At 70.2% G+C, this 26,428-nt stretch carries 19 protein-coding genes and 1 tRNA gene; 8 read left to right on the top strand and 12 right to left on the bottom strand.

Annotation, left to right across the window (positions count from 1 at the left end):
- Positions 1–2,964 (bottom strand): phosphoenolpyruvate carboxylase, encoded by a 2,964-nt coding sequence (locus GEMRO_RS30220; RefSeq protein ID WP_051329174.1) that lies wholly within the window; start codon positions 2,962–2,964, stop codon positions 1–3.
- A 171-nt stretch (positions 2,965–3,135) separates the two neighbouring features.
- Between GEMRO_RS30220 and GEMRO_RS0117175 the strand changes: the two genes are divergently transcribed.
- A complete protein-coding gene (locus tag GEMRO_RS0117175) occupies positions 3,136–3,819 on the top strand; it encodes a lipid-binding SYLF domain-containing protein (RefSeq protein ID WP_027134995.1) in 684 nt (227 codons plus the stop codon).
- Between the two features lie 15 nt (positions 3,820–3,834).
- On the opposite strand, the gene GEMRO_RS0117170 is transcribed toward GEMRO_RS0117175, so the two are convergent.
- From GEMRO_RS0117170 to GEMRO_RS0117145, 6 genes are all read right to left on the bottom strand, one after another.
- On the bottom strand, positions 3,835–4,338 hold the full coding sequence (locus GEMRO_RS0117170; protein ID WP_027134994.1) for a hypothetical protein: 504 nt from the start codon (positions 4,336–4,338) through the stop codon (positions 3,835–3,837).
- Positions 4,339–4,467: 129 nt separating this feature from the next.
- On the bottom strand, positions 4,468–6,918 hold the full coding sequence (locus GEMRO_RS0117165; protein ID WP_027134993.1) for a GcvT family protein: 2,451 nt from the start codon (positions 6,916–6,918) through the stop codon (positions 4,468–4,470).
- A 29-nt stretch (positions 6,919–6,947) separates the two neighbouring features.
- The gene (locus GEMRO_RS30215) at positions 6,948–7,541 is read right to left on the bottom strand and encodes a sarcosine oxidase subunit gamma (protein ID WP_051329172.1); all 594 of its coding nucleotides are present in this window, start codon (positions 7,539–7,541) and stop codon (positions 6,948–6,950) included.
- Positions 7,534–10,539, bottom strand: a complete 3,006-nt coding sequence (locus tag GEMRO_RS0117155; RefSeq protein ID WP_027134992.1) for a sarcosine oxidase subunit alpha — start codon at positions 10,537–10,539, stop codon at positions 7,534–7,536. Before GEMRO_RS0117155 ends, GEMRO_RS30215 begins: the two co-directional genes overlap by 8 nt.
- A complete protein-coding gene (locus tag GEMRO_RS0117150) occupies positions 10,536–10,817 on the bottom strand; it encodes a sarcosine oxidase subunit delta (protein WP_027134991.1) in 282 nt (93 codons plus the stop codon). Before GEMRO_RS0117150 ends, GEMRO_RS0117155 begins: the two co-directional genes overlap by 4 nt.
- A 61-nt stretch (positions 10,818–10,878) precedes the next feature.
- The gene (locus tag GEMRO_RS0117145; RefSeq protein WP_027134990.1) at positions 10,879–12,129 is read right to left on the bottom strand and encodes a sarcosine oxidase subunit beta family protein; all 1,251 of its coding nucleotides are present in this window, start codon (positions 12,127–12,129) and stop codon (positions 10,879–10,881) included.
- Between the two features lie 258 nt (positions 12,130–12,387).
- Here GEMRO_RS0117145 and GEMRO_RS0117140 point away from each other — a divergent pair, with 258 nt between their 5' ends.
- Entirely contained in the window at positions 12,388–13,365 is a 978-nt protein-coding gene (locus GEMRO_RS0117140) for a GlxA family transcriptional regulator (RefSeq protein WP_035485508.1), read from the top strand.
- 19 nt (positions 13,366–13,384) lie between these two features.
- Here the strand turns inward: GEMRO_RS0117140 and tsaD are convergent, their stop codons facing one another.
- Positions 13,385–14,458, bottom strand: coding sequence for a tRNA (adenosine(37)-N6)-threonylcarbamoyltransferase complex transferase subunit TsaD (gene tsaD / locus GEMRO_RS0117135; protein WP_035485506.1), 1,074 nt, complete (start codon positions 14,456–14,458; stop codon positions 13,385–13,387).
- 56 nt (positions 14,459–14,514) lie between these two features.
- On the opposite strand from tsaD, the gene hemC reads away from it, so the two are divergent.
- From hemC to GEMRO_RS0117105, 6 genes are all read left to right on the top strand, one after another.
- The gene (hemC, locus tag GEMRO_RS0117130; RefSeq protein WP_240476709.1) at positions 14,515–15,420 is read left to right on the top strand and encodes a hydroxymethylbilane synthase; all 906 of its coding nucleotides are present in this window, start codon (positions 14,515–14,517) and stop codon (positions 15,418–15,420) included.
- A 9-nt stretch (positions 15,421–15,429) separates the two neighbouring features.
- On the top strand, positions 15,430–16,128 hold the full coding sequence (locus GEMRO_RS30210) for a uroporphyrinogen-III synthase (protein ID WP_051329171.1): 699 nt from the start codon (positions 15,430–15,432) through the stop codon (positions 16,126–16,128).
- A 97-nt stretch (positions 16,129–16,225) separates the two neighbouring features.
- Positions 16,226–17,638: a COG4223 family protein gene (locus tag GEMRO_RS0117120; protein WP_027134986.1), complete on the top strand. Its 1,413-nt coding sequence runs from the start codon at positions 16,226–16,228 to the stop codon at positions 17,636–17,638.
- Positions 17,639–17,698: 60 nt separating this feature from the next.
- The gene (locus GEMRO_RS0117115) at positions 17,699–19,066 is read left to right on the top strand and encodes a heme biosynthesis protein HemY (RefSeq protein WP_027134985.1); all 1,368 of its coding nucleotides are present in this window, start codon (positions 17,699–17,701) and stop codon (positions 19,064–19,066) included.
- A gap of 63 nt (positions 19,067–19,129) precedes the next feature.
- Positions 19,130–19,205 (top strand) — tRNA-Thr (locus GEMRO_RS0117110).
- 532 nt (positions 19,206–19,737) lie between these two features.
- Positions 19,738–20,106 carry a hypothetical protein gene (locus GEMRO_RS0117105; protein ID WP_157505619.1) on the top strand — a complete coding sequence of 123 codons (369 nt, stop codon included), beginning with the start codon at positions 19,738–19,740 and terminating at the stop codon, positions 20,104–20,106.
- Between the two features lie 298 nt (positions 20,107–20,404).
- On the opposite strand, the gene GEMRO_RS0117100 is transcribed toward GEMRO_RS0117105, so the two are convergent.
- From GEMRO_RS0117100 to kdpB, 4 genes are read right to left on the bottom strand one after another with little or no spacing between them, the layout of a single operon-like run.
- On the bottom strand, positions 20,405–21,088 hold the full coding sequence (locus tag GEMRO_RS0117100; protein WP_027134983.1) for a response regulator: 684 nt from the start codon (positions 21,086–21,088) through the stop codon (positions 20,405–20,407).
- Positions 21,085–23,733, bottom strand: a complete 2,649-nt coding sequence (locus tag GEMRO_RS0117095; protein WP_035485503.1) for a sensor histidine kinase — start codon at positions 23,731–23,733, stop codon at positions 21,085–21,087. Before GEMRO_RS0117095 ends, GEMRO_RS0117100 begins: the two co-directional genes overlap by 4 nt.
- Positions 23,734–23,744: 11 nt before the next feature.
- Positions 23,745–24,350 (bottom strand): potassium-transporting ATPase subunit KdpC, encoded by a 606-nt coding sequence (kdpC, locus tag GEMRO_RS30205; protein ID WP_035485500.1) that lies wholly within the window; start codon positions 24,348–24,350, stop codon positions 23,745–23,747.
- Between the two features lie 14 nt (positions 24,351–24,364).
- Positions 24,365–26,407: a potassium-transporting ATPase subunit KdpB gene (gene kdpB, locus GEMRO_RS0117085; RefSeq protein ID WP_027134981.1), complete on the bottom strand. Its 2,043-nt coding sequence runs from the start codon at positions 26,405–26,407 to the stop codon at positions 24,365–24,367.
- Positions 26,408–26,428 lie beyond the last annotated feature (21 nt).

The raw sequence follows: 26,428 nt of genomic DNA, 5'->3' as shown, positions 1-26,428 counted from the left end.
TCAGCCGACCGCGCTCAGATGATGCACGACCGCGCTGCCGATCCGGCGGATCTGGCCGTACAGGCGCAGGATCGGCTCGAAGATCAGCGCGTGTTCCTGGCCATAGCTCTGGCTTTCCTCGCTGCGATAGGTCGCTTCGACGCCGAAGTCATGAGCCCGCATCTGCGGCTCGGTCATCGGGAACACCTCGCGCAGGATGTCGATCGCCGGCTCCACGTCGAGCTGGGTGAGCCTGGCGACGATGCCGGAACGGCTGGTGCTGTGCCGGTCGGAGAAGTCCGGGACGTGGATGGCCAGCACGTCCAGCTTCTGCATCAGCGCCAGGCGCAGGGCGTGCAGCAGGTGGATGTTGTCGCGCGCCTCGCGGTCCACGACGATCGGGGTGGCCCCGGCGTCGCGGGTGCGGCGGCGGTGCTCCTTCAGGGCCCGGGCCAGGTCCATGTAGTCGCGCAGGAACACCCGGTGGATGCGCACCAGCCGCTCGTGCAGGCGCATCCGCTCGAACACCCCGGCGACCTCGCGCAGTTCCTCGATCCGGGCGTCGTCGTCATGGGACTGGGCGCGGGCCAGCCATGTCCCCGGGTCGTACAGGTCGATATAGGCCTTCACGACCTCCAGGTCGGTCCATTTGAAGGCGTGCTCGACCATGCCAAGCATCCGGCGGAAGCGCGGGCTCTCGGCATAGAGGCGGTGGAAGGTCTCCGGATCCTTGTCGATCGCCCGGCCGACCCCGCCGATCGTGTTCGCCAGCATGCCCAGCTGCTGCAGGATCGCGTTGTGCGGGATCGCGCGCAGCTGCGAGGGATGGTCCAGGCTCATCCGGCCGGTGGCGCCGTCATACTGGCGCTTGGCCGGGCGCGAGCCGGTCTGCCAGAGCATGTTGGTGCCCCAGGCACCCAGCAGCGCCGCATAGTCGCGGTTCTGGATCACCTCCTCGTTGAACTGCTCGATCGAGGTGAAGAACTCGCCGACATAGACCCGCTCGGCATAGAACGGGTCCGGCGTGTCGTCGATCGGCGCCAGGCAGTGCTCCAGGACCCGGGTGACGACCGCGAAGGCGGTGGTCTCGGTCAGGAAGTACTGGTAGCCGTCGCTGCCCTGGTAGCTGGTCTCCTCGCGGACCACGAGGCCGGCATCCCGGAACCGGCGGCGGCTCTCCGCCGTGTCGTAATAGGCGAAGCGGTCGCGGAAGCTGCCCGGATGGGCGCCCCGGCCGATGCTCTCGCCATGGGTGTCGAAGATCACCAGCTCGACGCCGGTCAGTCCGTGCTTTTCCAGAAGCGGCGCCAGCGACAGGCGGATCTTCTCGATCAGGTAGCAGGCGGCGGTCTGGCCGAGGAAGCGGCCGGCATCGGAGAAACCGGTCTGCACGCACAGGCGGCCACGCTTCTTGATGTAGTCGCGGTAGACCGGCACCTCGAGCGCGCCCGCCACGATCTCGACGCCGCGGACCAGGGCGGTGCGGGTCTCGAACAGCGGCGAGATGTCGATGCGGTCCTCGACCCCGAACAGCTTGGCGAAGTAGAGCGCGGCCAGGAGGGTGAAGGAGGTCTCGCACTCGGCAATCAGGAAGCGGATCGGCTCGTCGCGGTCGACCAGCTCCAGCATCTGCTCGACCAGCATGAAGATGCGCTTGGCCGTCGCCTTCTCGCCGTTGATCGTTCCGAGATGGACCGAGACCGGCTTCACCTCCTCGATCAGCTTGGCGGCCGCCTCGACATAGGACTGGCGGTAGGATGGATCGTCCGGGGCGTGCTCCATCCCGATCGTCTTGCGGATCGCGTTGTGGAGCTGGATCGCGTTGATCCGCATGTGGGTGCGGGCGAGGCCCAGCCCGTGCGCCGCCATGTCGGCATGGAGCAGCCAGAGGCGTCGGGCGAGCTCGCCGTCCTCGACCCGGTCCAGGACCCGCTGGACCAGCGACGCCAGCTCCTTGCCGCCGGTGATCCGCCCAGCCCCCTTGCCCAGTGAGCGGCGGCTGACCCGCGCCAGCCGCTCCCACCACTCGTCCTGGTCGGGCCTGGCCGCCTGCAGGAGGTCGATCAGCGAGCGCGATGCCTCGGCGCTCAGCACGATGCGCGCCTCGACCAGCTCCAGGGAGGCCGCCAGGGTGTCGTCGCCGTCGACCGACTGGGCGATCGTGCGGATCTCCTCGTGCCAGGCGGCGAGCTGCTTTTCCTGGATCATCAGCCGGTGGGCGAGCGTGGCGGTCCAGGGAATGTCGGAGCGGCCGTCCATGTCGTAGCCGACCCAGCTCGCCACCGAGGCCAGCTTCGGCGTGATGCCGCGCCACTGGTCCGGATAGAGCTCCTCCGCCACCTTCAGGACGATCGCGTAGACCCGCATCAGGGCGGCGCGGACCTGGGCGATCGCCGCCACCGACTGGCGGAACTCCTCAGCCAGGTCCAGCTGGGGCTCCGGCGCATGCGGCAGCCGCTCGACCTCGGCCATGATCGCGCGGCGCTCCGCCTCGTCCCGGGTCAGGGCCAGGCCGACGATCGCCTGCTGGAGCTTGTTGGACAGGCTGAAGGTCGGATGGGCGGTGAACACGAAGCCATAGAGCACCCTGCCCACCTTGGTGCCGAATTCGGCGGCGGGCAGCACGCCAGCGGGACCTTCCGCCATGTCGCGGATCAGCCGCTCGACCGTGGCGCTGTTGGCCTCCAGCCCGACCTCGCCCAGATAGGCGGACAGGCGCTCGGCGCGGCCGACGAACGCCTCGCTCGACAGCCGGCCGATCATTGCGTCCAGGGTCGGCATGTCGATCTCGCCGCGGTCCATGGCCCGCTTGAGGTCGAGCGCCATCAGCCGGATCGGGCTGGTGAAGGGATCGGTGTCGACCCGGGTACGGTGGCCGGCCAGGCTGTCATGGGCAGTGCGCAACGCGGCGGCAGGCTTGTCCAGCGCGTCCGGCTCCTGTTCCAGAGCCGCACTGAGTTTCCTGTCGCCGTCGATGTCGAGCATGCTCACCCGTTCCCCGCTGCGTGAATGGAACATAGTGTGACGCGGAATTTGTGCGATGCAACACGTTCCGTGCATCGATGCGCGGCGCGATTTCCTGGCCGCTTGCCACCCCCTCGTCGATGGCCTACCCAAACCCCGGAGCCAAAACCGATTTCTTCGTTGGAGCACGGCATGCGTCGCAGAGGGTTCTTGGCATCGGTCCTGGCCCTGGCTGCGCTGGCCGCATGGTCGCCGGCACATGCCGCCGAAGATGATGCCGAGGTGCTGCTGGAGCAGGCACGGGTCACCCTGCTGGAGCTGCAGGCCGACGAGCAGATCATGCCCACGGTCAGCCTCTACGTGCAGAACGCCTATGGCGTGCTGATCGTGCCGTCCCAGTTCAAGCTCGGCTTCATCGTGGGCGGATCGTACGGGCGCGGCGTGCTGCTGACCCGCGACGTCGCCACGGGCGCCTGGTCGGAGCCGGCGGTCTACGACCTCTATGGCGGCAGCGTCGGACTGCAGATCGGCGGCCAGTCCTCCAGCGCGATCTACACGATCATGAACAAGGAAGCCCTCGACAAGCTGCTGGCATCCACCTCGTTCAAGATGGGCGCGGATGCCAGCGCGGCGATCGGCACCGCCGGGGCCGGGGTCGGCGCCGGCACCACGCCGAACTTCGGCGAGGACATCTACCTGTTCGCCAAGACCAAGGGACTGTTCGGCGGCCTGGCGGTCGACGGGACGGTGATCACGCCGATGCCGTCCTGGAACAAGGCGCTGTACGGCCGGGACGTCACGGTCCAGGAGATCATGCAGGGCTCGGTCGTCAACATGACCAGCGATCCGCTCAAGCAGGCGCTGAACCAGTTCTGAACCGATACCGGTCGCTCAGCGCCTCCAGGCCAGGCTGAACAGCGACCGCTTCTTGGGCGCGCCCGGGCGCATGTCGTCGGCGGTCAGCATCTCAGCCAAGCGCGTCCTGGTGGCGTCCGCCTCGCCGAACACCCGGTCCCACATTTCCAGCACCATCTGGACCGTGTCGTCCTCGCTCCACCCCTGCCGCTGCCGGCGCATGCGGTGGGTGACCACCGCGCCGGCGAGGTTGTCGCGGAACTGCCGGGCGATCGAGGGCGGCGCGCCGACCCGGTCGAGCAGCAGCGCCAGACGACGCAGCACCCGGCCGGTCCCATAGGCGCCCTCGGCGTCAGTGAGCCCGGGCAGGCGCCGGGTCTCCGCCATCAGGGCCTCGCTCGGCCCGCTCGCAAAGGGCGCATGGTCCTCCGCCAGCCCGTACGCCGCCAGGCCGACCGGGGCACCCCGCACGCCGGCACGAAACGCCGCCTGCACCGCGTCGTCCGTCGCCTGGCCCGGTCGATCCGTCGTTTCCATCATGCGCGGCACCGATAGAGGGGCGGCCGGCGGCGTCAACCCTCAGTTAAGAGCAAGAGCGCCTGGCCAGAGCGCCCGTGCACCGGCGCGGGCCGGCCATCGCCAGTCCGCGCCAGCGGGATCACCGCTTCTTCACGCCTTCAGGCGGGCGCCTTCCGGATCGAACAGCGGCTCACTCGCCACCACGGCGGCGAAGCGGCGGCCGAGATAGTCGATCTGCAGTGACGTGCCAGGCTCCGTCTTGCCGCTCGGCAAGTACCCGTAGGCGATCCACTTGCCGACCGAGTAGCCGTAATTGCCGGAGGTGACGTAGCCGACCACCTGGCCATCGGCGTAGATCGGCTCCTTGCCCAGCAGGGTCGCCTCCGGGTCGTCGATGGTCATGCAGCACAGCTTGCGCGCCATCGGCTGCATTTTCAGGTCGAGCAGCTTCGCCCGGCCGATGAAGTCGCCCTTCTTGAAGCGGACCGCCCAGGCAAGCCCCGCCTCCAGCGGGTTGGTTTCCTGCTCGATATCCGCGCCCCAGAGGCGGTAGCCCTTCTCGATGCGCAGGGAGTCCATGGCGCCCGCCCCGGCCGGGATCAGGCCATGCGGCTCGCCGGCCTTCATCAGCAGCTCCCAGAGCTGCCCGCCGAACTCGGTGCGGGTGTAGATCTCGAAGCCGAGCTCGCCGACATAGGACAGGCGCAGGGCCATGGCCGGGACATAGCCGACCAGCACGTCCTTCCAGCCGTAATAGGGCAGGCCGGCATGGGACACGTCGTCGTCGGTGAGCGACTGCAGGATCTCGCGCGCCTTGGGCCCCCAAAGCCCCACCGCGCAGTATTGCGAGGTGACATCCTCGATCGTCACCGAGCCATCAACCGGCGCGTTCGCCCGGATCCAGCCCAGGTCGTGCATGCCGACCCCGCCGCCGGTCAGCACCAAGAACTCCTCCGGCGCCATGCGGGCGATGGTCAGGTCGCACATGATGCCGCCATGGCCGTTCAGCATGGCGGTGTAGACGATCTTGCCGACCGGCTTGTCGACGTCGTTGGCGGCCAGGCGCTGCAGGAAGGCGCGCGCACCGCTGCCGGTCACCCTGATCTTGGTGAAGGCGGTCAGGTCGAACAGGCCAGCGGCCTTGCGCACCTGCTCGTGCTCAGCCCCCTGGATCGGCGACCAGTAGCGGCTGCCCCACTCGTCGCGGCTGGGCGCGTTGCGGCCGGCCAGCAGCCTCACATTGCTCTCGTACCATTGCGGGCGCTCGAAGCCCGCCGCGTCGAAGAACACGGCCTCCGCGTCCTTCTGCTGGCCGAAGAAGGGCGAGCGGCGCAGGCCGCGGGGCTCCTCCATCTGCTGCATCGGGTGCACGACGTCGTAGACTTCCTTGTACTGCTGCCAGCCGCGCCGGCGCACGAACTTCGGCGTCTGCTGGTGGCGGGCGAACCGGTTGATGTCGCCCTCGTGGACGTCCCATTCCGGCTCGCCGGCGGCGATCCACTCGGCCATCACCTTGCCGACGCCGCCGCCATGGGTGATCCAGACCGCCTCGGCCACCCAGAAGCCCTTCACCGCCAGGCTCTCGCCCAGGACCGGGCCGCCATCGGGGGTGAAGCTGAACATGCCGTTGAAGGCATCGCGCACGCCGGCCTTCATCACCGCCGGAAGCAGGTCGCGGGTTGCCTGCTCGGCCTCGGCGAAGTCCTCGGGCGTGAACGGGTTCATCGACGGCATGACCTGGGTCTCGCCGAACTTGCGGATGTCGTCCGCCTCGACCAGGCGCGGGGTGTGACGGTAGTTGCCGATGCCGTAATGGTTCTGGTGCTGCCGGTAGTACATCGACTTGTCCTGGTGGCGCAGCAGGACGTGGGTCGCCTCCTCGGTCGCGTCCGCCAGTTCCGGCAGGTCGTGGGTCCAGGCGTACTGGTGCTCGCAGGGCATCAGCGGGATCGGCACGCCGGCCATCCGCCCCAGGCGCGGCCCCCAGATCCCGGCGCAGACCAGCACCTGCTCGCAGGTGATCCGGCCCTTACTGGTCTCCAGGCCGATCACGCGGCCGTTCTCGGTCAGGACGTCCAGCACCTCGACCCGCGGCTCGAACGCGATGCCGCGGCTCTTGGCATAGCGCATCATCGCCTCGGTCGCCCGGACCGGCTTGGCGATGCCGTCGGTGGGCGTCCAAAAGCCCAGGCGGACCTGGCTCGTGTCCATGAGCGGCGACAGCTCGCGGCACTTTTCCGGGCTGACGATCTCGGCGGGGATCCCCCAGGAGCGGGCGATGCCGTGGCGCCACTTGATGTAGGTGTCGCGCTCGGCGCTGGTGGAGACTTCCAGGCCGCCGACCTTCAGGAAGCAGGGCTGCCCGTCCAGCTCGAGACTGTTGAGGAGCTTGACCGTGTACTTGGCGAGCGTCGACATCATCCGCGAGGGATTGGTCTGGAACACCCCGCCCGGCGCATGGCTGGTCGAACCGCCGGTATGCGGCAGGTCGCCCTGATCGACGACCAAGACATCGGTGTAGCCCATCTCCGCCAGATGGTAGGCGGTGGCGGAGCCGACGATGCCGGCGCCGACGATGACGAGCCTCGCCTGGGTCTTCATCCGTTCTTCGCTCCCTCTACCCCGACCGGTCAGGCCACGATCTCGTAGCCGAACTCGCGCGCGGCGGTTTCCAGATACTTCCACACATAGTCGGCGAACGAACGGTTCGTATAAAGGTCCACGAACGGACGGTCCGCGTTGCCGGCGACATAGTGCAGGATGACGTTGGCCTTGCCGAGATGGCTCTGCAGGACCATGCCGGGCTTGAACACCCTGGGGTGCAGGTCCAGCGGGCAGCCGGCGGCGAGCACCTGGCGGAGCGGCTGGCCCTCCAGGCAGATCGTGGTCATCCGCTCGGTGATGTCGATCACCGCGTGATGCAGGCCCTGGCAGGCCTCGCGCAGCGCCTGGGCGATCTGGGCCTCGCGGCCGGGCTCGTAGACGATGATCCAGTCGTCCGGGCCGATCCAGAAGGCATGGGCCCCGGAGCCGGAGCCGGTCTGGCCCACGCCCTGCGGCAGGGCGAAGCCCAGCACCGGTTCCACGGCGCGCGCCACGTCGGAACCGCCGCGCAGGCCGACCTTGGCCTTGAACGGCCGCTCCAGCATCCGCAGCTGCGCCCCCTTGGTGGAAGGGCGGGCCTTGAGGTTCAGATGCGTGGTGCCCGCGATCCGCTCAACCATTGAGCCGGGTCCCTTCCGGATCGATGAACAAAGGCGCGGTCACCTCGACCTCGACGGTGCCCTGCCCGTGGCTGGCCCACAGGCGCTGGCCATGGCGCGCCTGGCCTCCGGCCAGGAGGGCCAGGGCGAAGCTCCGGCCGAGATTGGCCGAATGGTAGCTGGACGTCACATGGCCGATCATTTTGGCCGGGATCTCGACCTTGGCAGTTTCCAGGAGCTGGGCGCCCTCGTCGAGCACGATCTTCGGGTCCACCGGCAGGAGGCCCACCAGCTGCTTGCGGTCCGGGCGGAGCATGTCGGGGCGCGACAGCGAGCGCTTGCCCAGGAAGTCCTTCTGCTTGCTGACCGCCCAGCCCATGCCGAGATCGGCCGGGGTGACCGTGCCATCGGTTTCCTGGCCGACGATGATGTAGCCCTTCTCCGCGCGCAGCACGTGCATGGCCTCGGTGCCGTAGGGGGTGATGCCGTGCGGCTGCCCAGCCCGGAACAGGGCGTCCATGACGATCTCGCCATAGGAGGCCGGCACGTTCACCTCGTAGCCGAGTTCGCCGGTGAAGCTGATCCGGAAGATCCGGCCGGGCACCCCGGCGATCTCGGCCTCGATCACCGACAGATGCGGGAAGGCGTCCCGAGAGACGTCGCCGCGGGTGACCACCGACTGCAGGACCTCGCGCGCCTTCGGCCCCTGCAGCGCGATCACTGCCCACTGCTCCGTCACCGAGGTCAGGTAGACCTTGAGTTCCGGCCACTCGGTCTGCAGCCAGCTCTCCATCCAGGCCAGCACGGTGGGCGCGCCGCCGGTGGTGGTGGTCATGTGGTAGTGGTGCTCGCCGATCCGGCTGGTCACGCCGTCATCGAACACCATGCCGTCCTCGCGCAGCATCAGCCCGTAGCGGCACTTGCCGAGGCCGAGCTTCGACCAGGCGTTGGTGTAGATGCGGTTGAGGAACTCCGCGGCGTCCGCGCCCTGGATGTCGATCTTGCCGAGCGTGGTCGCGTCGAAGATGCCGACGCCATCCCGCACCGCCTTGCACTCGCGGTCGACCGCGGCGTGCATGTCCTCGCCGTTCTTCGGGAAGTACCAGGCCCGCTTCCACAGGCCCACGTCCTCGAACACCGCGCCCTTGCGCTCGGCCCAGCCATGCATGGGCGTGCGGCGGATCGGGTCGAACAGGTCGCCCTTGTTGATGCCGGCGAAAGCCCCGAACGTCGTGGGGGTGTAGGGCGGGCGGAAGGTCGTGGTGCCGACGGAGGGGATCGGCACCGCCAGATTCTCGGCGACGATCGCCAGGCCGGTGACGTTGCTGGTCTTGCCCTGGTCGGTGGCCATGCCGTTGGTGGTGTAGCGCTTGACGTGCTCGATCGAGCGGAAGCCCTCGCGGTTGGCGAGCTTCAGGTCCTTGGCGGTCACGTCGTTCTGAAAGTCGACCCAGGCGCGCGCGCCCGGACGGTCGCCCTGCAGCAGCCAGACCGGCTGGTGCGGGCCGGCAACCGGTTCGGCGACGGCCGGCGGCGGCGTGTCGAAGGCCTCGAAGCCGGCCGCCCGGGCCGCCTCGGTGCCGGCAACCAGCCCCTCGGCCAGCGCGGCTCCCAGGCCGAACGAGCCGCCACAGGCGCCGGCCGACCGCTCGGGCTGATGGCCCCGGCCCGGCACGAACGAGGCCAGCCCGTCGTCGTAGCGGACCTTGCCGCGGCTCTGGCTGAACAGGTGCACGGTGGGGTTCCAGCCGCCGCACATCAGAAGCGCATCGCAGTTCAGCGGCTGGACCTGGCCCAGGATCGGCCGGCCCGCCTCGTCCAGGGCCTGGACATGGACCTGCGAGACCCGGAAGCGGCCATGGCTGCCGACGGGGCCCCGACCGCGCAGGATGGTGATCCCCGCGGTCTGCGCCTGGACGACCCGCTCGCCGATAGGCGTCTGGCGCTGGTCGACCACCGTGACCTTGGCGCCGGCCGCGTGCAGGTCGAGCGCCGCGTCGTAGGCGCTGTCGTCGCTGGTGCAGACCACCACCTCGCGGCCGACCAGGACGCCGTAGCGGTTCAGGTAGGTGCGCGCCGCCGAGGCCAGCATGATGCCGGGCCGGTCGTTGTCCGGGAACACCAGGGGCCGCTCGATGGCGCCAGCCGCGATCACCACCTGCTTCGCGCGCACCCGCCACAGGCGCTGGCGCGGCAGCTCCGCCGGCGCATCCTTCAGATGGTCGGTGACCTTCTCCAGGAGGCCCAGATAATTGTGGTCGTAGTAGCCAAAGCAGGTCGTGCGGGTGAGCACGGTCAGCTCGGGATGCTGGGACAGCTCGGCCCGCGCGCGCGCCAGCCATTCCTGCGGCGCGACCTCGTCGACGGTGACGCCCCGGCCGCTCTCCGACAGGAGCGAGCCGCCCAGCTCGGGCTGCTCGTCGCACAGGATGACCCTGGCACCGGTGCGCGCGGCGGCCAGCGCCGCGGCGATCCCGGCGGGGCCGCCGCCCACCACCAGCACGTCGGTCCAGACATGGCGGTGCAGGTAATGGTCCGGGTCGGGCTCGGTCGGCGCCTTGCCCAGGCCGGCGGCCTCGCGGATGCGCGGCTCGTAGACCTTGGTCCAGAACGAGGCGGGCCACTTGAAGGTCTTGTAGTAGAAGCCGGCCGGCAGGAACGCGGCGAGCCGGTCGTTGACCGCGGTGCGGTCGTAGCGCAGCGAGCCCTTGCGGTTCTGGCTCAGGGCGACCAGGCCGTCGAACAGCTCGACCTGGGTGGCCTTGAAGTTCGGGTCGGAGCGGCCGTTGCCCATCTCGATCTGGACCAGCGCGTTCGGCTCCTCCGCGCCGGCGGACAGGAAGCCGCGCGGGCGGTGGTACTTGAACGAGCGGCCGACCAGGTGGACGTCGTTGGCGAGCAGCGCCGAGGCCAGGGTGTCGCCCGGATGGCCGGCGTAGCTCTTGCCGTCGAAGGTGAAGCGGATCGTCCGGCTGCGATCGATCCGGCCGCCCTGCGCGATGCGGGCCTTCTGGCTCATCGGCCGTTCTCCGGCACCGGCTCGCCCACCTTGTGGAAGCCCTCAAAGTCGTCGCTCACCGTGTCGCGCACGGCGGTGAACCAGCGGCCGCAGCCCTGGACATGGCACCAGCGCTCGTGGAAGCGGCCCTTCGGGTTCGTTCGTGTAAACACGTAGTTCGCCCACTCGCCGTCGGACATCTCCGCGCTGCGGGTCGGCCGCACGATGCCGGCTTCGCCGCCGTTGCGGAACTCGGTCTCCGCACGGGGCCCGCAATAGGGACAGGAAATCAGGAGCATGGGCGGGAGCCTGTGAAAGGACGGGAAGGCCGGAACGAGGAAGCCCGGAGGCGATGCGCCATCAATGCGCCACCGCCGCCGCCGCCGCCTCGTCGATCAGGCGGCCGTTGACGAACCGCTCCAGCCCGAACGGCGCGTTGATCGGGTGCGGCTCGCCGGTCGCCAGCGTGTGGGCGAAGACGTGGCCCGAGCCGGGCGTGGCCTTGAAGCCGCCAGTACCCCAGCCGCAATTGATGAAGAAGTTCTCTACCGGCGTCTTGCCGATGATCGGCGAGCGGTCGGGGGTGACGTCGACGATGCCGCCCCAGGAGCGCAGCATCCGCATCCGCGAGAACATCGGGAACAGCTCCAGGATCGCTTCCAGGGTGTGCTCGATGATCTGCATCCCGCCGCGCTGGGAATAGGAGATGAACTGGTCGGTGCCCGCACCGATCACCAGCTCGCCCTTGTCCGACTGGCTGATATAGGCGTGGATCGTGTTGCTCATCACCACGCAGGGAAAGGCCGGCTTGACCGGCTCGGACACCAGCGCCTGGAGCGGAAAGCTTTCCAGCGGCAGCTGGATCCCGGCCATGGACGCCACCACCGAGGAGTGGCCGGCGGCGACGCAGCCGATCCTGCCGGCCTTGATGAAGCCGCGGCTGGTCTCGACGCCGACCGCCCTGCCCTGCTCGACCCGGATCCCGGTCACCTCGCAGTTCTGGATGATGTCGACGCCCATGGAATCGGCGCCGCGGGCATAGCCCCAGGCCACCGCGTCATGCCGGGCGGTGCCGCCGCGACGCTGCAGCGCTGCGCCCATGACCGGGTAGCGGATGTCCTTGGAGATGTTGAGCGGCGGGCAGAATTCCTTGGCCTGCTCAGGCGTCAGCAGCTCGTTGTCGACCCCGTTCAGCCGGTTAGCGTGGATCGTGCGGCGGGTGACCTGCATGTCGTGGATGTTGTGCGCCAGCATCATCACGCCGCGCTGGCTGAACATCACGTTGTAGTTCAGCTCGGTGGACAGCCCTTCCCACAGCTTCATGGCGTGGTCGTAGAGGGCGGCGCTCTCGTCGTAGAGATAGTTGGAGCGGCAGATCGTGGTGTTGCGGCCGGTGTTGCCGCCGCCCAGCCAGCCCCGCTCGATCACCGCGACGTTGGTGATCTTGTGGACCTTGGCGAGATAGTAGGCGGTGGCGAGGCCATGGCCGCCGCCGCCGATGATCACGACGTCGTAGGCCGGCTTCGGCTCGGGGCTGCGCCAGTATTCCGGCCACTTGGAATGGCCGGTCATGGCGTTCTTCGCGAGCGAGAAGATCGAGAAGCGGGTCATGCTCTGGTCGTGCTGGTGGCCCGGCCAAGAAGCTGGCCGATCGGGGGTGAGGAGTAGCGTTGCCCGCCCTGGTCCGTCTAGCGGCGCAACTGCCCCCCACTTGTCCCGCAGCGACGTCCCCGCACCTGCGACGCGACGTCGCATCGGCGCCTCCGGCAAGTTTCCGCGACGTTTCCATCTCGCGATTCACTTGTGTCGCAATCACGAAACTGCCAGCGTCATGTCATGTAGGGACCGTCTGTCGGACGAAGAGCCAGCATGACCGAGCAGAACCAGCCGCAGCCGGAAATCGTGGCCTTCCTGCTGGTGCCAAGCTTCACGATGATCGCCTTCTCGGCGGCCCTGGAGCCCCTGCGCATCGCCAACAGGATGGCCGGCAAGGAGCTCTACCGCTGGGTGATCCTGAGCAAGGACGGCGAGCCGGTGACCTCCTCGCTCGGCATCGACGTGTCCGCCGGCCTGCCGATGGGAAGGTTCGAGATCTCGACCAGCCGCCCGCCGACGATCGTGGTGTGCGGCGGCCTGCATTCGGAGCGCTACCTGGACAAGGAGGTGCTGGCCTGGCTGCGCTGGGCCGACCGGCGCGGCGCCCAGATCGGCTCGATCTGCGCCGGCGCCCACATCCTGGGGCGGGCCGGCCTGCTGGACGGCTACCGCTGCACGATCCACTGGGAAAATATCCCGGGCTTCGTCGAAGCTTTTCCGGACGTGAACGTCACCGCCGACCTGTTCGAGATCGACCGCAACCGGTTCACCTGCGCCGGCGGCACCGCCGCGCTGGACCTGATGCTGCAGAAGATCAGCAGCGCCCATGGCGACGAGTTGGCGGCCAGGGTGTCCGAGCAGTGCATCCTGGACCGGGTGCGCAGCGCCGAGGACCGCCAGCGCATGCCGATCCGGGTGCGGCTGGGCGTCCACCATCCCAAGCTGATCCTGGCGATCGAGCTGATGGAGGCCAATGTCGAGGAGCCGCTCGGCCAGGACCAGCTCGCCAAATATGTCGGCATGTCGCGCCGGCAGCTGGAGCGGCTGTTCAAGAAGCATCTGGGGCGGACGCCAGCGCAATATTATCTGGAGCTGCGCCTGGAGCGGGCCCGCCACCTGCTCTACCAGACCGACCTGCCGATCATGAACGTCGCCTGCGCGTGCGGGTTCGTGTCGGCCTCGCATTTCTCGACCTGCTACCGGCAGATGTACGGCAAGACCCCCAGGCAGGAGCGGTTGGCGGCGGCCTGACCGGGGCCGGACCTGCCGCTCAGGCCTTCGGCCCCTTGCCGCCGCCGCCCAGGGCCGGCTCCGCCGCCGGGTCGAGCGGCCAGCGGGCGCGGGCCGGGGTGTCCAGGGGATCGGCCTGGCCCAGGACCAGGCGTTCCATCCCGGCCCAGGCGATCATGGTGCCGTTGTCGGTGCAGAGCCTGGGCGGCGGCACGACCAGCCGGACGCCGCGCTTTGCGGTGAGCTGGCGCAGGGCCTCGCGCAGCGCCGCGTTGGCGGCAACGCCGCCGGCGACCACCAGGGACGCCGGCACGCCCGGATGACGTTCCTGGAACAGGCGCAGGCCGCGCACGGTCCGGTCGGCGACGCTGGCGGCCACCGCGGCCTGGAAGCTCGCGCAGATGTCCGGCACCGCCGCCCGCGCCTCCTCCGGGGTCATCGAGAGGATGGCCTGGCGCACGGCGGTCTTCAGGCCGCTGAAGGAAAAGGAGCAGCCCGGACGGCCGAGCATCGGCCGCGGGAAGTCGAAGCGCGCCGGATCGCCCGATGCCGCGGCGCGCTCGACCGCGGGGCCGCCCGGGAAGCCCAGCCCCAGCATCTTGGCGACCTTGTCGAACGCTTCGCCCAGCGCGTCGTCGACGGTGGAGCCCAGGCGCCGGAAGCTGCCCACGCCGTTCACCTCGACCAGCTGGCAGTGCCCGCCGGACACCAGCAGCAGAAGATAAGGAAAGGCGACGTCGTCGGTGAGGCGCGCGGTCAGCGCATGCGCCTCCAGATGGTTGACGGCGATCAACGGCAGGCCGTGGACCAGGCAGATCGCCTTGGCGGTGGTCAGCCCGACCAGCAGGCCGCCGATCAGGCCGGGCCCGGCCGTGGCGGCCACCGCCGACAGGTCGGCAAAGCCGAGCCCGGCCTCCGCCATGACCCGGGCGACCAGCCGATCCAGGCTCTCGACATGGGCGCGGGCGGCGATCTCGGGCACCACCCCGCCATAAAGCGCGTGCTCGTCCAGCTGGGTGCGCACGGTCTCCGCCAGGACCCGCCGATCCTCGTCGACCAGCGCCACGCCAGTCTCGTCGCACGATGTCTCAATTCCGAGAACGACCCTTGCCAAGCGGATGCACTCCAGCCACGCGTATCGGCGCTTGGCCCTACGTTGTCGAAGAGATCATGACCAGCCCGATCCGGCTCATCATAGGTACGCGTGGTTCGCCCCTGGCCCTGGCCCAGGCCGAGATCGTCCGGGCCGCCCTGTTCGAGGCCTGGCCGGACCTGGCGATCGAGGACGCGATCACCATCCGGGTGATCAAGACCACCGGCGACCGGGTGCTGGACCGGCCGCTCGCCGAGATCGGCGGCAAGGGCCTGTTCACCAAGGAGATCGAGGAGGCGCTCTATGCCAAGGAGATCGACCTCGCCGTCCACTCCATGAAGGACATGCCGACCGTCCTGCCGGACGGGCTGGACATCCTGGCGATGCTGCCCCGCGCCGACGTCCGCGACCTGCTGATCGGGCCGTTCGCCGACATGGAGGCGATCCCGCGCCAGGCCGTGGTGGGAACCGCGTCGCTGCGCCGACAGGCCCAGCTCCTGGCGCTGCGGCCGGACCTGGAGGTCGTGCCGTTCCGCGGCAACGTGCAGACCCGTCTGGCCAAGCTTGCACGGGGCGATGTCGCGGCCACCTTCCTGGCGAAGGCGGGGCTGGACCGGCTCGGCATGGAGGACGTGCCGGCCGTGCCGCTGGATCCGTCGGCAATGCTGCCCGCCGTCGCCCAGGGCGCCATCGGGATCGAGGCGCGGCTGGGCGACCAGCGGGTGGCGGACTTCCTGGCCAGGCTCGACGATCCGCAGACCCATGCCTGCGTCGCCTGCGAGCGGGCGATGCTGCGGGTGCTGGACGGCTCCTGCCGCACGCCGATCGCCGGGCTGGCCCAGCGCATGCCCGACGGGCGCCTGCGCCTGGACGGGCTGGTGGCGTCGCCCGACGGCCGCTCGGTGCACCGCCACGCGGCGGAAGGCGACGACCCCGCCGAGCTGGGCGAGCGGGTCGGCCATGCCCTCGCCGCCCTGCGCTGAGCCCACGCGATGCGGGTGCTGCTGACCCGGCCGGGCGAGGATTCCCGCCGGCTCGCCGACGCCCTCGCCGCCCAGGGCCACGAGGTGCTGGTCGATCCGATGCTCGAGATCGAGCCGCTCGCCTTTGCGCGGCCGGACCTGTCCGACGTGCAGGCGGTACTGGTGACCAGCCGCCATGCCGTGCCGGCGCTGGCAAGCCTCGGCCCTTTGGTTCCGGTCTTCTGCGTGGGCGAGGCCACGGCTCAGCGGGTGAAAGCGGCCGGGGCCGGCACGGTGGTGGCCGGGCCGGGCGATGCTGTCGGGCTGGCGGCGACGGTGCGGGACCGGCTCAGCCCGGCGGACGGCGCCGTCCTTCATCTGGCGGGAACCGACATCCGCCCGGAACTGCGCGCGGTCCTGGAGGCGCATGTCTTCACCTACCGCCGGCTGTCGGTGTACCGGGCGCGCGCCGCCGCCCAACTGAAGCCGGCGACCGCGGCCGCGGTCCAGGCCGGGCGGCTGGACGCCGTCCTGCTGTTCTCCCCGCGCACCGCAGGCGTGTTCGCCGCCCTGACGCAGGGCCACGACCTGCGGGGCATCCAGGCGCTTTGCCTGTCGCGAAACGTGGCCGAGGCGCTCGATCCCGGCCGCTTCGCTTGTGTCCGGATCGCCACGCGGCCGGACGAACGGGCCCTGCTCGACCTGCTTGATGCCCCCGCGCCCGGATGATAGCCCCATCCTGGCTAGAGCGGCGCCCAGGCCGAGCCCTGGTAACTTGACCTCATCAGTTTACCTTCACCGCAATACCGACGCTCCGGGAAGAGACATGGCCGACGTGATCGACAGCACCGCCGAGGAGACGAAGCCTGGTTCGGGGTCGAACCCGCCGAGCTATCGGCGGCTCACCGCGGCGCTGATCGGCGGGGTGATCGGCGGTGCCCTGGTCCTGGTGGGCGGCATCCTGTTCCTGCCGGACTACGTGCAGGGGCGGATCGACGCCGCGACGGCGGCGATGGCGCCGCCGCCGGAGCTGGAGCAGCGGATCGCCGCGGTCGAGCAGCGGGCGGAAAGCCTGGCGAGCCTGACGGGCACCACCTCCGACCTGTCCGACCAGCTCAACCAGGTGCAGGCGAACCTGTCCGACCTGAGCGGCAAGGTCGACCAGGCCGCGCAGACGGCGGAGCAGCAGACCGGCGGCCTGTCCGACGTGAAGAGCACCCAGGAGCAGCTCGGCCAGCGCATCCAGGAACTCGAGCAGCGCCCGATCCCAGAGCAGCCGGACCTGGGTCCGCTCGAAGCGAAGATCGAGGCGGCGAGCAAGAACGTCGAGGACCTGCGCTCGTTCGGCCAGCAGCTGGCCAGCCGGGTCGACGACGTGACCAGCACCAACGAGGCTACCGTCAACCGGGTCGACACCCTGACCGCAGCCCAGGCCGAGGCGGAGCGGCGCTTCAACGAGCGCGCCCAGCAGCTCGCCGACCGGGCGTCCGCCAACGACGCGGCGATCAGCTCCAAGTTCGCCGCGCTGGCGCAGGCCGAGACCATGCTGGCTGCGCTCCAGTCGACCCTGGCCAAGCAGTCCAACGAGCTGGGCGAGGTCCAGAGCAGGATCGCCTCCAGCAGCGATGAGACCAGCCAGGCGCTGGGCGCCGTCCAGGACCGGGTCGCCTCGGTCGAGCAGCGGGTCACCCAGCGGCTGGAGCAGGACGCGCGGGGCGTGGCGACCGCGGTGGCGCTGACCGAGCTGAACCGGGCCCTGGAGGACGGCAGCCCGTTCCCGACCGCGCAGGCGGTGCTGGAGACTTCGGGCAAGCAGGACGAGACCATCCAGCGCGCCGCGGAGATGCTGCGCGACGTCGCGCCCAGGGGCGTGCCCACCCGGGAGGAGCTGGCGACGGAACTCGACCAGCTGGACCGGGTCGGCGTGACCGCCAGCTCCGACGACTGGGTCGAGCAGACCCGGGCGAACATCCTGGGCCTGGTGACCGTGAAGCGGCAGAACGGCAGCACCGCCAGCACCGCAAGCACCGAGGAGCCCGAGGCGGCCAGTGCCGATGCGGAGCAGAGGCTGGCGGAGGGCGACCTGGCCGGCGCCATCGCCGCGGTCTCGGCGCGTCCGGATGCCGACGAGGAAGCGGTCGCCACATGGATCGCCAGCGCAAAGGCCCGGGCCGACGCCGAGGCTGCCGCACAGCTGCTGCGCCAGCACCTGGGAGAGCTTCTGGTCCGGCCGAGCTGAGCCATGCCGGTCCTGCGCTCCACGCCTCCCGTCCGACGATCCTAAGAAGAACCGCGTCCCATGGTCCGCCTGCTCCTTTTCCTGGTCGCTGCCCTTCTGATCGCTTCCGGGGCGGCATGGCTTGCCGATCATCCCGGCAGCGTGTCGATCGACATCGGCAATGCCGTGATCGAGATGCGCCTCGGCATGCTCGTGCTGGGCATCGCCGCGGTCGCAGTCGTCCTGGCAATCCTGTTCGAGATCTATCGCTGGATCACCCAGGCGCCGCGCCGCTACCGGGGCTGGCGGCGCCGCTCGCGCGAGCTCAAGGGCTGGCAGGAATTGTCGATGGGCCTGGTGGCGGCCGCGGCCGGCGATCCCGCCGGGCTGCGCGGCCATGCCCGCCAGGCCATGAAGCTGATCCCGAGCAATCCGGCGGTGCGGGTGCTGACCGCGCAGACCGCCCTGCTCGAGGGGCGCGAGGACGTCGCCGAGGCGCAGTACAAGGAGATGCTGGACGATCCGACCACGGAGCTCCTGGCGATCCGCGGCCTGCTCACCAGCGCGATGCGCCGGCAGAACTATGACGAGGCCCTGGACTATCTGGGCCTCGCCCGGCGCAAGCACGCCGCCGCCCCCTGGGTGATCCAGACCTCGTTCGACCTGTTCACCCGGACCAGCCGCTGGCGCGACGCCATCACCATGCTGGAGGACATGCAGCGCCTGCGGATGCTGGAGCCGGCCCTGATCACCCGCCGGCGCGCCGTGCTGCTGCACATGCTGACGGTGGACGCGGTGGAGCGCGACCGGCTGCGCGAGGGCATCCGCGAGGGACGCAAGGCCACCGACCTGCAGCCGGGCTTCGCCCCGGCGGCGCTGGTCACCTCCGAGGTGGCGCGCCGCCTGGGCAAGACCAGCGAGGCCCGCAAGATCCTGGAGCGCGCCTGGGGCGCGAGCCCGCATCCGCTGGTGGCGCAGGCCTATGCGGCGCTGGTGCCGACCGAGACGCCGGCCGAGAAGCTGTCGCGCTGCCAGCGCCTGCTCGACCTGCAGCCGAACCATGTGGAAGCGCATCTGTCGCTGGCCGAGCTGGCGATGAATGCCCATGACTGGGACCGGGCCCGCGAGCTCCTGGAGCGCGCCCTGCAGCTGGAGCCGACTGCCCGGGTGTTCCGCCTGATGGCCGAGGTCGAGCGCGCCGCCGGCCTGTCGGGCGAGCGGGTCCAGGAATGGCTCACCCGCGCGGTGGACGCGCCGCCGGACCCGGCCTGGGTCTGCGAGGAAACCGGGGCGGTGCTGGCGCAGTGGCAGCCGTTCGGCCCGGGCGGCCAGTTCGACACGCTGCGCTGGACCACCCCGCCCAAGGTCTCGGCCCTGGCCGGCCTGTCGGAGCCGCCGGGCGCCATGCTGGTGCTGAGCGAGACCGACCGGGTCCACACGCCTGCGTGACCCTGCTGTCACGCAACGGATGTTGACGCCCATCCCGGCGCCGTCTACCAACCGCTCAAGCGGGCCGCCTTAGCTCAGTTGGTAGAGCGGCGCATTCGTAATGCGTAGGTCGGGTGTTCGAGTCACCCAGGCGGCACCAGCCCAATCCTCTGATCTTCCTGGCCCAATAGGCCGCCCGTCTGGCGGTGGCCAGTCGGCGCGCTCCCCCACTGTCTCCCGCGCCGAACTTAGTGCCCGCCGACTTAGCGGATTGGACAGAATGTCCTCCAGCCGGGAGGCGACCAGCAAGCGGGATGCCGTTGCCTGAACGAGGAGGTTTGCGCTGTGACCGTCCCCTCGCCCTCTGGAAGATTCTTCGCGCCGCATCCCACCCGCGCTGCTTGCTGTGACATGCTCGTTGCCCAGGAGAGACGAAGAGGACCAGCGGTGCGGTAACTGGAACGGGACATTGGCGGGTCATGAGGGCGGGGGCTGCGCTACCTGGACGGCTTCTGTCCACGGTGGCCGAGCCTGTCCCTGTCTCAGCCGAAATCTGGATCTGCAAGTGGACGGACGAGCATGGGTGGGAACCCGACTTTGGCTTACCCTGCCTCCCGTCCGCTCCAATGGTGCAGCGACCTTTCATGAACGGGCCCACCGATGCACAACACTCGCATGGTCGGGAGGGTGCGGTGCGCGATTTGGTGCAGGAAATCGTTGAAGCGTCCAAGAAGGGGCCGCTCTACATGAACGGCTCAGCCCAGCGATGGGCTGGCCCCGCCTATGATGACGGCGAAGGCGGCGTGGTCTGGATCGACCTCGGGCTGTGGAACGAGGACATGGTGAGCAACCACCCCATGCACTGGCTGGGCCGGCCCGTTGCAGGCTGGGGCGATCACTGGGTCTGCCAGCGGCTCAGCGAGTATGCGCCGGCGTTCCTGGCACCGCGCTGGCACCACCAGATCGACCGGGCATGGCAGATATGGCGTACGATGCCGGCCGGTTGGCGGGCGACCGGCTTGCGCCACTGCCAAAGCATTTCGCCGCGAGCCCGCGATTAGCAGAATGCGGCTCCCGTCTTGGCGGTCTGTTTCATGAGCCGGGTTGCTCACCCCTTAAACCGGCGGGCGAGCGTCTTGGCCTGCACCGGCTTCACCACGGCACCTCCCTTGGCGGCCTGGTAGATCCGCCGCCCAACGGCCACATTCAGCCGGTCATGCTTGACGAACTGGCGCTCGGCCTCGGCCTCCCCATTTCGGCCCGCAGGCGGGTGAACTCGGCTTCGGCGCGCGCAGGGGTCGGTTCGGACCAGCGCGAATCCGGCGGCCCCAGCACTCGCTGCCGCCGGTCCTTCAGCGGCTACACGCCCAGGCGGTAGCCGATGCCGGGCTCGGTCAGGATCAGGGCCGGCGCCGCCGGGTCCCGCTCCAGCTTGTGGCGGAGCTGGCCGATATAGACCCTGAGATATTGCGTATCGTACTCGTGGGCCGGGCCCCAGACCTTCGCCAGCAGCTGGCGATGGGTCACCACCTTGCCGGCATGGCGGGCGAGGAAAGCCAGCAGGTCGAACTCCTTGGGGGTGAGCTTCACCTCCTGTCCGGCGCGGACGACGCGGTGGCGCGGCAGGTCGATCTCGAGGTCGTCGACCCGCAGCACCGGCACGTCGCCTTCCGCCTGCATCCGGTGGCGCAGCGCGGCGCGCAGCCTGGCCATCAGCTCGCCAGCGCCGAACGGCTTGTTGACGAAGTCGTCGGCGCCAAGGTCCAGCGCCTCGATCTTCTCCACCTCCCGGTCCCGGGCGGAGAGCACCACCACCGGCAGCTGCGACCAGCTGCGCAGGCGCCGCAGCAGGTCCTTGCCGTCCATGTCCGGCAGGCCGAGATCCAGGACCACGATGTCCGGCGCCCTGGTGCGGATCGCCTGCAATCCCGCCTCGCCCGTGTCGGCACGCAGCACCTCGTAGCCGTTGGCGGCCAGGGCAGGTCCCAGGAAGCGGTGGATCGCCGCCTCGTCGTCCACCACCAGCACCCGCTGCCTGGTCAATCCGGTCCTCCGATCGGCAGCGTCATCACCATGCGCAGGCCGCGGCCGCCTTCTAGCGCGGGTCGCGCCTCGACGCTGCCGCCATGCGCCTCCAGGATGCCGCGGGTGATGGCGAGGCCCAGCCCGAAGCCTTCCTCCCCGCCATCCCGGCCGGCGCGGACGAACTTGTCGAATACCTGCGGCAGGAGGGCCGGATCGACGCCGGGACCGTCGTCGCTCACCGTGACCTGCACGGCCGGACCGGACCGGCCGGCGGCGACCAGCACGTTCGCGTCCGGCCCGGCATGGCGGACGGCATTGCCGACCACGTTGCCGATCGCCTGGTGGAGCAGGCTCTGGTCGGCGAACACCAGCGGCAGGCCCGCCTCGATCTCCAGCCGGAACCGCTGGGTGGCGCCGCGCCGGCGGGCGACCGCCACCGCGCGATTGAGCACTTCCTCCAGATCCACCCAGTCGCGGCGCAGGTCGAGGCTTCCGGCCTCCAGCCGGGTCATCGACAGGAGGTTGCGGACCATGCCGTCCAGATGCTCGGCCTCCTCGCGCACCTGGGCCAAAAGGTCCTGCCGCTCGGCCTCGCTCATCGCCTGGCCATAGTCGAGCAGGCTGCTGGCAGCGCCCAGCACCGAGGACAAAGGCGTGCGGAAGTCGTGGGAGATCGAGGCCAGCAGGAGGTTGCGCACCCGCTCGGTTTCCGCGGCCATCCGGGCATCGGTAGTCTCCCGGGCCAGGCCCGCGCGCTCCAGGGCGATCGCGGTCTGCCCGGCCAGCGTGTCGAGCAGCCCGCGCAGCTCGCTGTCCAGCGGCCCGTGGCGGGGCTCCACCTCAATCCCGATCACCCCCAGCCGCCGCTGATGCTGGCGCAGCGGCAGGAACAGCCAGGGCGCGTTCGGCAGGGTGCCGGTGTCGGCGCCGGCGGGCTCGTCATGGTCGAAGGCCCAGCGCGCCGCGGTGAGCGAAGCGGTGTCCAGCCGGTCTTCGGCCGGGGCCGCTGCAACCGGCGCCAGCCCGTCCGGGCCGGCGCGCAGGATCACCACCGCCCGGTCGAGCATGGTGCTGATCTCCGCCGCCGCCGCCTCGGCCACCGCCCGCTCCTCGGCCAGGGCCGAGAGCTTGCGGGTGAACTCGAACAGGCGGCGGGTGGCGCGCATCCGCAGGATCGCGGCGTCGGCCTGCTCGCGGGCGCGGCCGGCCAGGGCCGAGGTCAGCACGGCAATGAGCAGGAAGATCCCCAGCGCCAGCAGCTCATGCGGCCGCGCCACCGAGAAGGTGCGCACCGGGCTGATGAAGAAGAAGTTGTAGGCGAAGAACGAGAGGAACGAGGCGAACACCGCCGGCCAGACCCCGAAGCGGATCGCCGGGACCAGCACCGCCATCAGGAACAGCATGGAGATGTTGGGCAGCGGCACGAGCTGCTCGACCCACAGGCCGACCAGCACCACCGCGGCCACGCCCAGCGCCCCGACCAGATAGCCGCGCCAGGTGCCGGGCGGCGGCAGCATCCAGCGGGCAGATTCGCCCGGGGCGCTGGTGGAGGTCAGCACGTGGACGGCGATGCCGCTGCCGCTGCGGACCAGCGCGTCGGCCAGGGTGCGCTGGAACAGGGACCGGATCCGGCCGGGGCGCGCCTGGCCGATCACGATCTGGGTGATGTTCTGGAAGCGGGCGAAGCGCAGCAGTTCGCCGGCCAGATCGGCGGCCACCATCTGCCGGATCTCGCCGCCCAGGCTCTCGGCCAGGCGCAGCGCCTCGGCGATCCTGGCGCGGCTCTTGGCGTCGAGCGAGCGCCCCGGCCGCTCCACCGTCACCGCGAACCAGGGGCCGCCCAGGAGGTCCGCCAGCCGCTTCGCCTCGCGCACCACCCGCAACGCCGAGCCGTCCGGCCCGACGCAGACCATGATTCGCTCGCCCGCCGCCCAGGGCCCCTCGATGGCGCCGCCCTGCATCCGCTCGACCAGGTCGCTGTCGACCCTGGCCGCCACCCGTCGCAGTGCCAACTCGCGCAGGGCCAGCAGGTTGCTGGGCTTGAAGAAGCTCTGCACCGCGCGGGTCGCGGTGTCCTGGACATAGACCTTGCCGTCGGCCAGCCGCTTGAGCAGTTCGGCCGGCGGCAGGTCGACCAGCACGATCTCGTGGGCATGCTGGAAGGCGGCATCGGGCACGGTTTCGCGCACCCGCACCGAGGTGATCCGCTGCACCACGTCGTTCAGGCTCTCGACATGCTGGACGTTCAGGGTGGTCCAGACGTCGATGCCAGCGTCGAGCAGTTCCTCGACGTCCTGCCAGCGCTTGGGATGCCGGCTGCCCGGCACGTTGGAGTGGGCGTACTCGTCGACCAGCAGGAGGCCCGGACGGCGCGCCAGGGCCGCCTCCAGGTCGAACTCCGGCACCAGCCGGCCGCGGTGGAAGATCGGCCGGCGGGGCAGGACCTCGATCCCGTCCAAGAGTTGCTGCGTCTCCGGACGCCCATGGGTCTCGACCACGCCCACCACCACGTCGGCGCCCTCGGCCCTGGCTGCCCGCGCCGCCTGCAGCATGGCATAGGTCTTCCCCACGCCCGGAGCGGCGCCCATGAACACCCGCAGGCGGCCGCGCCCCTCCTCAGCCGCCTGGCTGAGCAGGGCCTCGGGATGGGCGCGCTGCTGCATGGTGGCGGGCGTCAGGACGTGCCGAGCCCGGCATCCGGGGCCGCGGGACGCCTTGGGTATGTCTGATCGAGCGCCAGGTTGAGCATCAGCACGTTGACCCGCTCCTCGCCGAGGATCCCGACCTCGCGTTGTTCCACCTGCCCGCGCACCAGCGCCTCGACCGCCGTTGTCGCCACACCCCGGGCGCTCGCGACGCGGGGGGCCTGGAGCAGGGCCGCAGCCGGCGAGAGGTGCGGATCGAGGCCGCTGGCGGAACTCGTCACCAGGTCGGCCGGAATGGTAGCAGCCACGCCGTCCCCACGCAGCGCCTGGACATCGGCCTGCAGGCGTTCGGCCAGCCGGGCGCTGGTGGGAGCCAAGTTGCTGCCCGAGGAGGCGGCCGCGTCGTAGCCGGTCCCGGCGGCGGAGGGGCGGCCGTGGAAATAGCCGGGATCGGTGAAGGCCTGGCCGATCAGGCCGGAGCCGACGACCCGGCCGTCCTTCACGACCAGGCTGCCGTTGGCCTCCGCGGGGAACAGGCCCTGCGCGATCCCGGTGATCACGAGCGGGTAGGCCACCCCGGTCAGCGCCGTGAAGGCCAGCAGCAGCACGAGCGCCGGACGAACATGATCCATCATCGCACGATCTCCTTTCAGGCGAGGCCGACGGCGCTGATCGCGAGATCGATCAGCTTGATCGCCAGGAACGGCGCCACGATGCCGCCCAGGCCGTAGATGCCGAGATTGCGCAGCAGCACCGTCTCGGCCGGGGCCGGCCGATAGGGGACCCCGCGCAGCGCCAGCGGGATCAGCGCCACGATGATCAGCGCGTTGAAGATCACCGCCGACAGGATGGCGCTCTGCGGGCTGGAGAGGCCCATCACGTTCAGGGCACCAAGCTCCGGGATCGAGGCGACGAACAGGGCCGGGATGATCGCGAAATATTTGGCGACGTCGTTGGCGATCGAGAAGGTGGTGAGCGCGCCCCTGGTCATCAGGAGCTGCTTGCCGATGCCCACGATCTCGATGAGCTTGGTCGGGTCGCTGTCCAGGTCCACCATGTTGGCGGCCTCGCGCGCCGCCTGGGTGCCGGACTGCATCGCGACGCCGACGTCGGACTGGGCGAGTGCCGGCGCGTCGTTGGTGCCGTCGCCGCACATCGCGACCAGGCGGCCCTGCCGCTGCTCGGCGCGGATATAGGCCAGCTTGTCCTGCGGGGTCGCCTCGGCGATGAAGTCGTCGACTCCGGCTTCCGAGGCGATCGCCGCGGCGGTGACCGGGTTGTCGCCGGTCACCATCACCGTGCGGATGCCCATGCGCCGCAGCTCGGCGAAGCGCTCCTTGATGTCCGGCTTGACCACGTCCTTGAGGTGGATGACGCCAAGCAGCCGGCTGCCGTCGCACAAGGCCAGCGGCGTGCCCCCCGCGCGCGAGATCCGCTCGACCGCCGCCGTGAACTCCGCCGGCTCCGCCACGGGGCGCCCATCCTGGCCGGCGGCGAAGCGGCGGACCGCGTCGATGGCGCCCTTGCGCAGGCGCTGCCCACCCAGATCGACGCCGGACAGCCGGGTGGTCGCCGAGAAGGCCACGAAGCTCGCTCCGGCGGGCGGCTCCTTGGGCAGGGTCAGGCCGTAGCGGTCCTGCACCAGGGCCAGGATCGAGCGGCCCTCGGCGGTCTCGTCGGAAAGGCTCGCCAGCATGGCGGCCCGGGCGGCCTCGCGCTCGGCCACGCCCGGCACCGCGATCACCTCGGTGGCCATCCGGTTGCCAAACGTGATCGTGCCGGTCTTGTCGAGCAGCAGCGTGTCGACGTCGCCGGCCGCCTCCACCGCGCGCCCGGACATCGCCAGGACGTTGTGCCGGATCAGCCGGTCCATCCCGGCGATGCCGATCGCGGAGAGCAGGCCGCCGATCGTGGTCGGGATCAGCGTCACCAGCAGCGCCACCAGCACCGGCACCGACAGCTCGGCCCCGGCATAACGGCCCAGGCCGAACAGGCTGACGACCACCACCATGAAGATCAGGGTCATCCCGGACAGGAGCACGGTCAGCGCAAGCTCGTTCGGGGTCTTCTGCCGCCTGGCTCCCTCCACCAGGGCGATCATCCGGTCGAGGAAGGACGAGCCCGGGGCGGTGGTGATCCGCACCACCAGCCAGTCGGAAAGCACCGTGGTTCCGCCGGTGACCGCCGAGCGGTCGCCGCCGGATTCGCGGATCACCGGGGCAGATTCGCCGGTAATCGCCGCCTCGTTGACGGACGCGATGCCTTCCACGACCTCGCCGTCGCCCGGGATCAGGTCGCCGGCCTCGACCAGCACGTGGTCGCCGACCGCGAGGTCCACCGCCGGGACCGTTTCGACCCGCTGGCGCTGGTGCGGATCGGCCAGCCGCCTCGCCACGGTGTCGGTGCGCGCCCGGCGCAGGGAATCGGCCTGGGCACGGCCGCGACCTTCGGCGAGGGCCTCGGCGAAGGTCGCGAACAGGACGGTGACCCACAGCCACAGCATGATCTGCACGCCGAAGCCGGAGGCCTGGCCCTCCAGCAGGTCGCGCAGGGTCAGCACGGTCACCAGGATCGCCATCATCTCGGTCACGAAGATGACCGGGTTCTTCACCAGCTCGCGCGGATCGAGCTTGCGCAGCGCATCGAGCGCGGCCTGCTCCAGCAGGACCGGCCTTGCCGTCTTGGCAGTCATGTCGGTTGCTCCGAAAGCGGC

Source organism: Geminicoccus roseus DSM 18922 (assembly GCF_000427665.1).
Taxonomy (GTDB): Bacteria; Pseudomonadota; Alphaproteobacteria; order Geminicoccales; family Geminicoccaceae; genus Geminicoccus; species Geminicoccus roseus.
This window is presented reverse-complemented; position numbering and strand designations above follow the sequence as displayed.

Excerpts from the sequence above, each read along its gene's own strand:
- GEMRO_RS30220 (WP_051329174.1), bottom strand. The coding sequence starts at position 2,964 with ATGCTCGACATCGACGGCGACAGGAAACTCAGTGCGGCTCTGGAACAG.
- GEMRO_RS0117175 (WP_027134995.1), top strand. The coding sequence starts at position 3,136 with ATGCGTCGCAGAGGGTTCTTGGCATCGGTCCTGGCCCTGGCTGCGCTG.
- GEMRO_RS0117170 (WP_027134994.1), bottom strand. The coding sequence starts at position 4,338 with ATGATGGAAACGACGGATCGACCGGGCCAGGCGACGGACGACGCGGTG.
- GEMRO_RS0117165 (WP_027134993.1), bottom strand. The coding sequence starts at position 6,918 with ATGAAGACCCAGGCGAGGCTCGTCATCGTCGGCGCCGGCATCGTCGGC.
- GEMRO_RS30215 (WP_051329172.1), bottom strand. The coding sequence starts at position 7,541 with ATGGTTGAGCGGATCGCGGGCACCACGCATCTGAACCTCAAGGCCCGC.
- GEMRO_RS0117155 (WP_027134992.1), bottom strand. The coding sequence starts at position 10,539 with ATGAGCCAGAAGGCCCGCATCGCGCAGGGCGGCCGGATCGATCGCAGC.
- GEMRO_RS0117150 (WP_027134991.1), bottom strand. The coding sequence starts at position 10,817 with ATGCTCCTGATTTCCTGTCCCTATTGCGGGCCCCGTGCGGAGACCGAG.
- GEMRO_RS0117145 (WP_027134990.1), bottom strand. The coding sequence starts at position 12,129 with ATGACCCGCTTCTCGATCTTCTCGCTCGCGAAGAACGCCATGACCGGC.
- GEMRO_RS0117140 (WP_035485508.1), top strand. The coding sequence starts at position 12,388 with ATGACCGAGCAGAACCAGCCGCAGCCGGAAATCGTGGCCTTCCTGCTG.
- hemC (WP_240476709.1), top strand. The coding sequence starts at position 14,515 with ATGACCAGCCCGATCCGGCTCATCATAGGTACGCGTGGTTCGCCCCTG.
- GEMRO_RS30210 (WP_051329171.1), top strand. The coding sequence starts at position 15,430 with ATGCGGGTGCTGCTGACCCGGCCGGGCGAGGATTCCCGCCGGCTCGCC.
- GEMRO_RS0117120 (WP_027134986.1), top strand. The coding sequence starts at position 16,226 with ATGGCCGACGTGATCGACAGCACCGCCGAGGAGACGAAGCCTGGTTCG.
- GEMRO_RS0117115 (WP_027134985.1), top strand. The coding sequence starts at position 17,699 with ATGGTCCGCCTGCTCCTTTTCCTGGTCGCTGCCCTTCTGATCGCTTCC.
- GEMRO_RS0117095 (WP_035485503.1), bottom strand. The coding sequence starts at position 23,733 with ATGCAGCAGCGCGCCCATCCCGAGGCCCTGCTCAGCCAGGCGGCTGAG.
- kdpC (WP_035485500.1), bottom strand. The coding sequence starts at position 24,350 with ATGATGGATCATGTTCGTCCGGCGCTCGTGCTGCTGCTGGCCTTCACG.
- kdpB (WP_027134981.1), bottom strand. The coding sequence starts at position 26,407 with ATGACTGCCAAGACGGCAAGGCCGGTCCTGCTGGAGCAGGCCGCGCTC.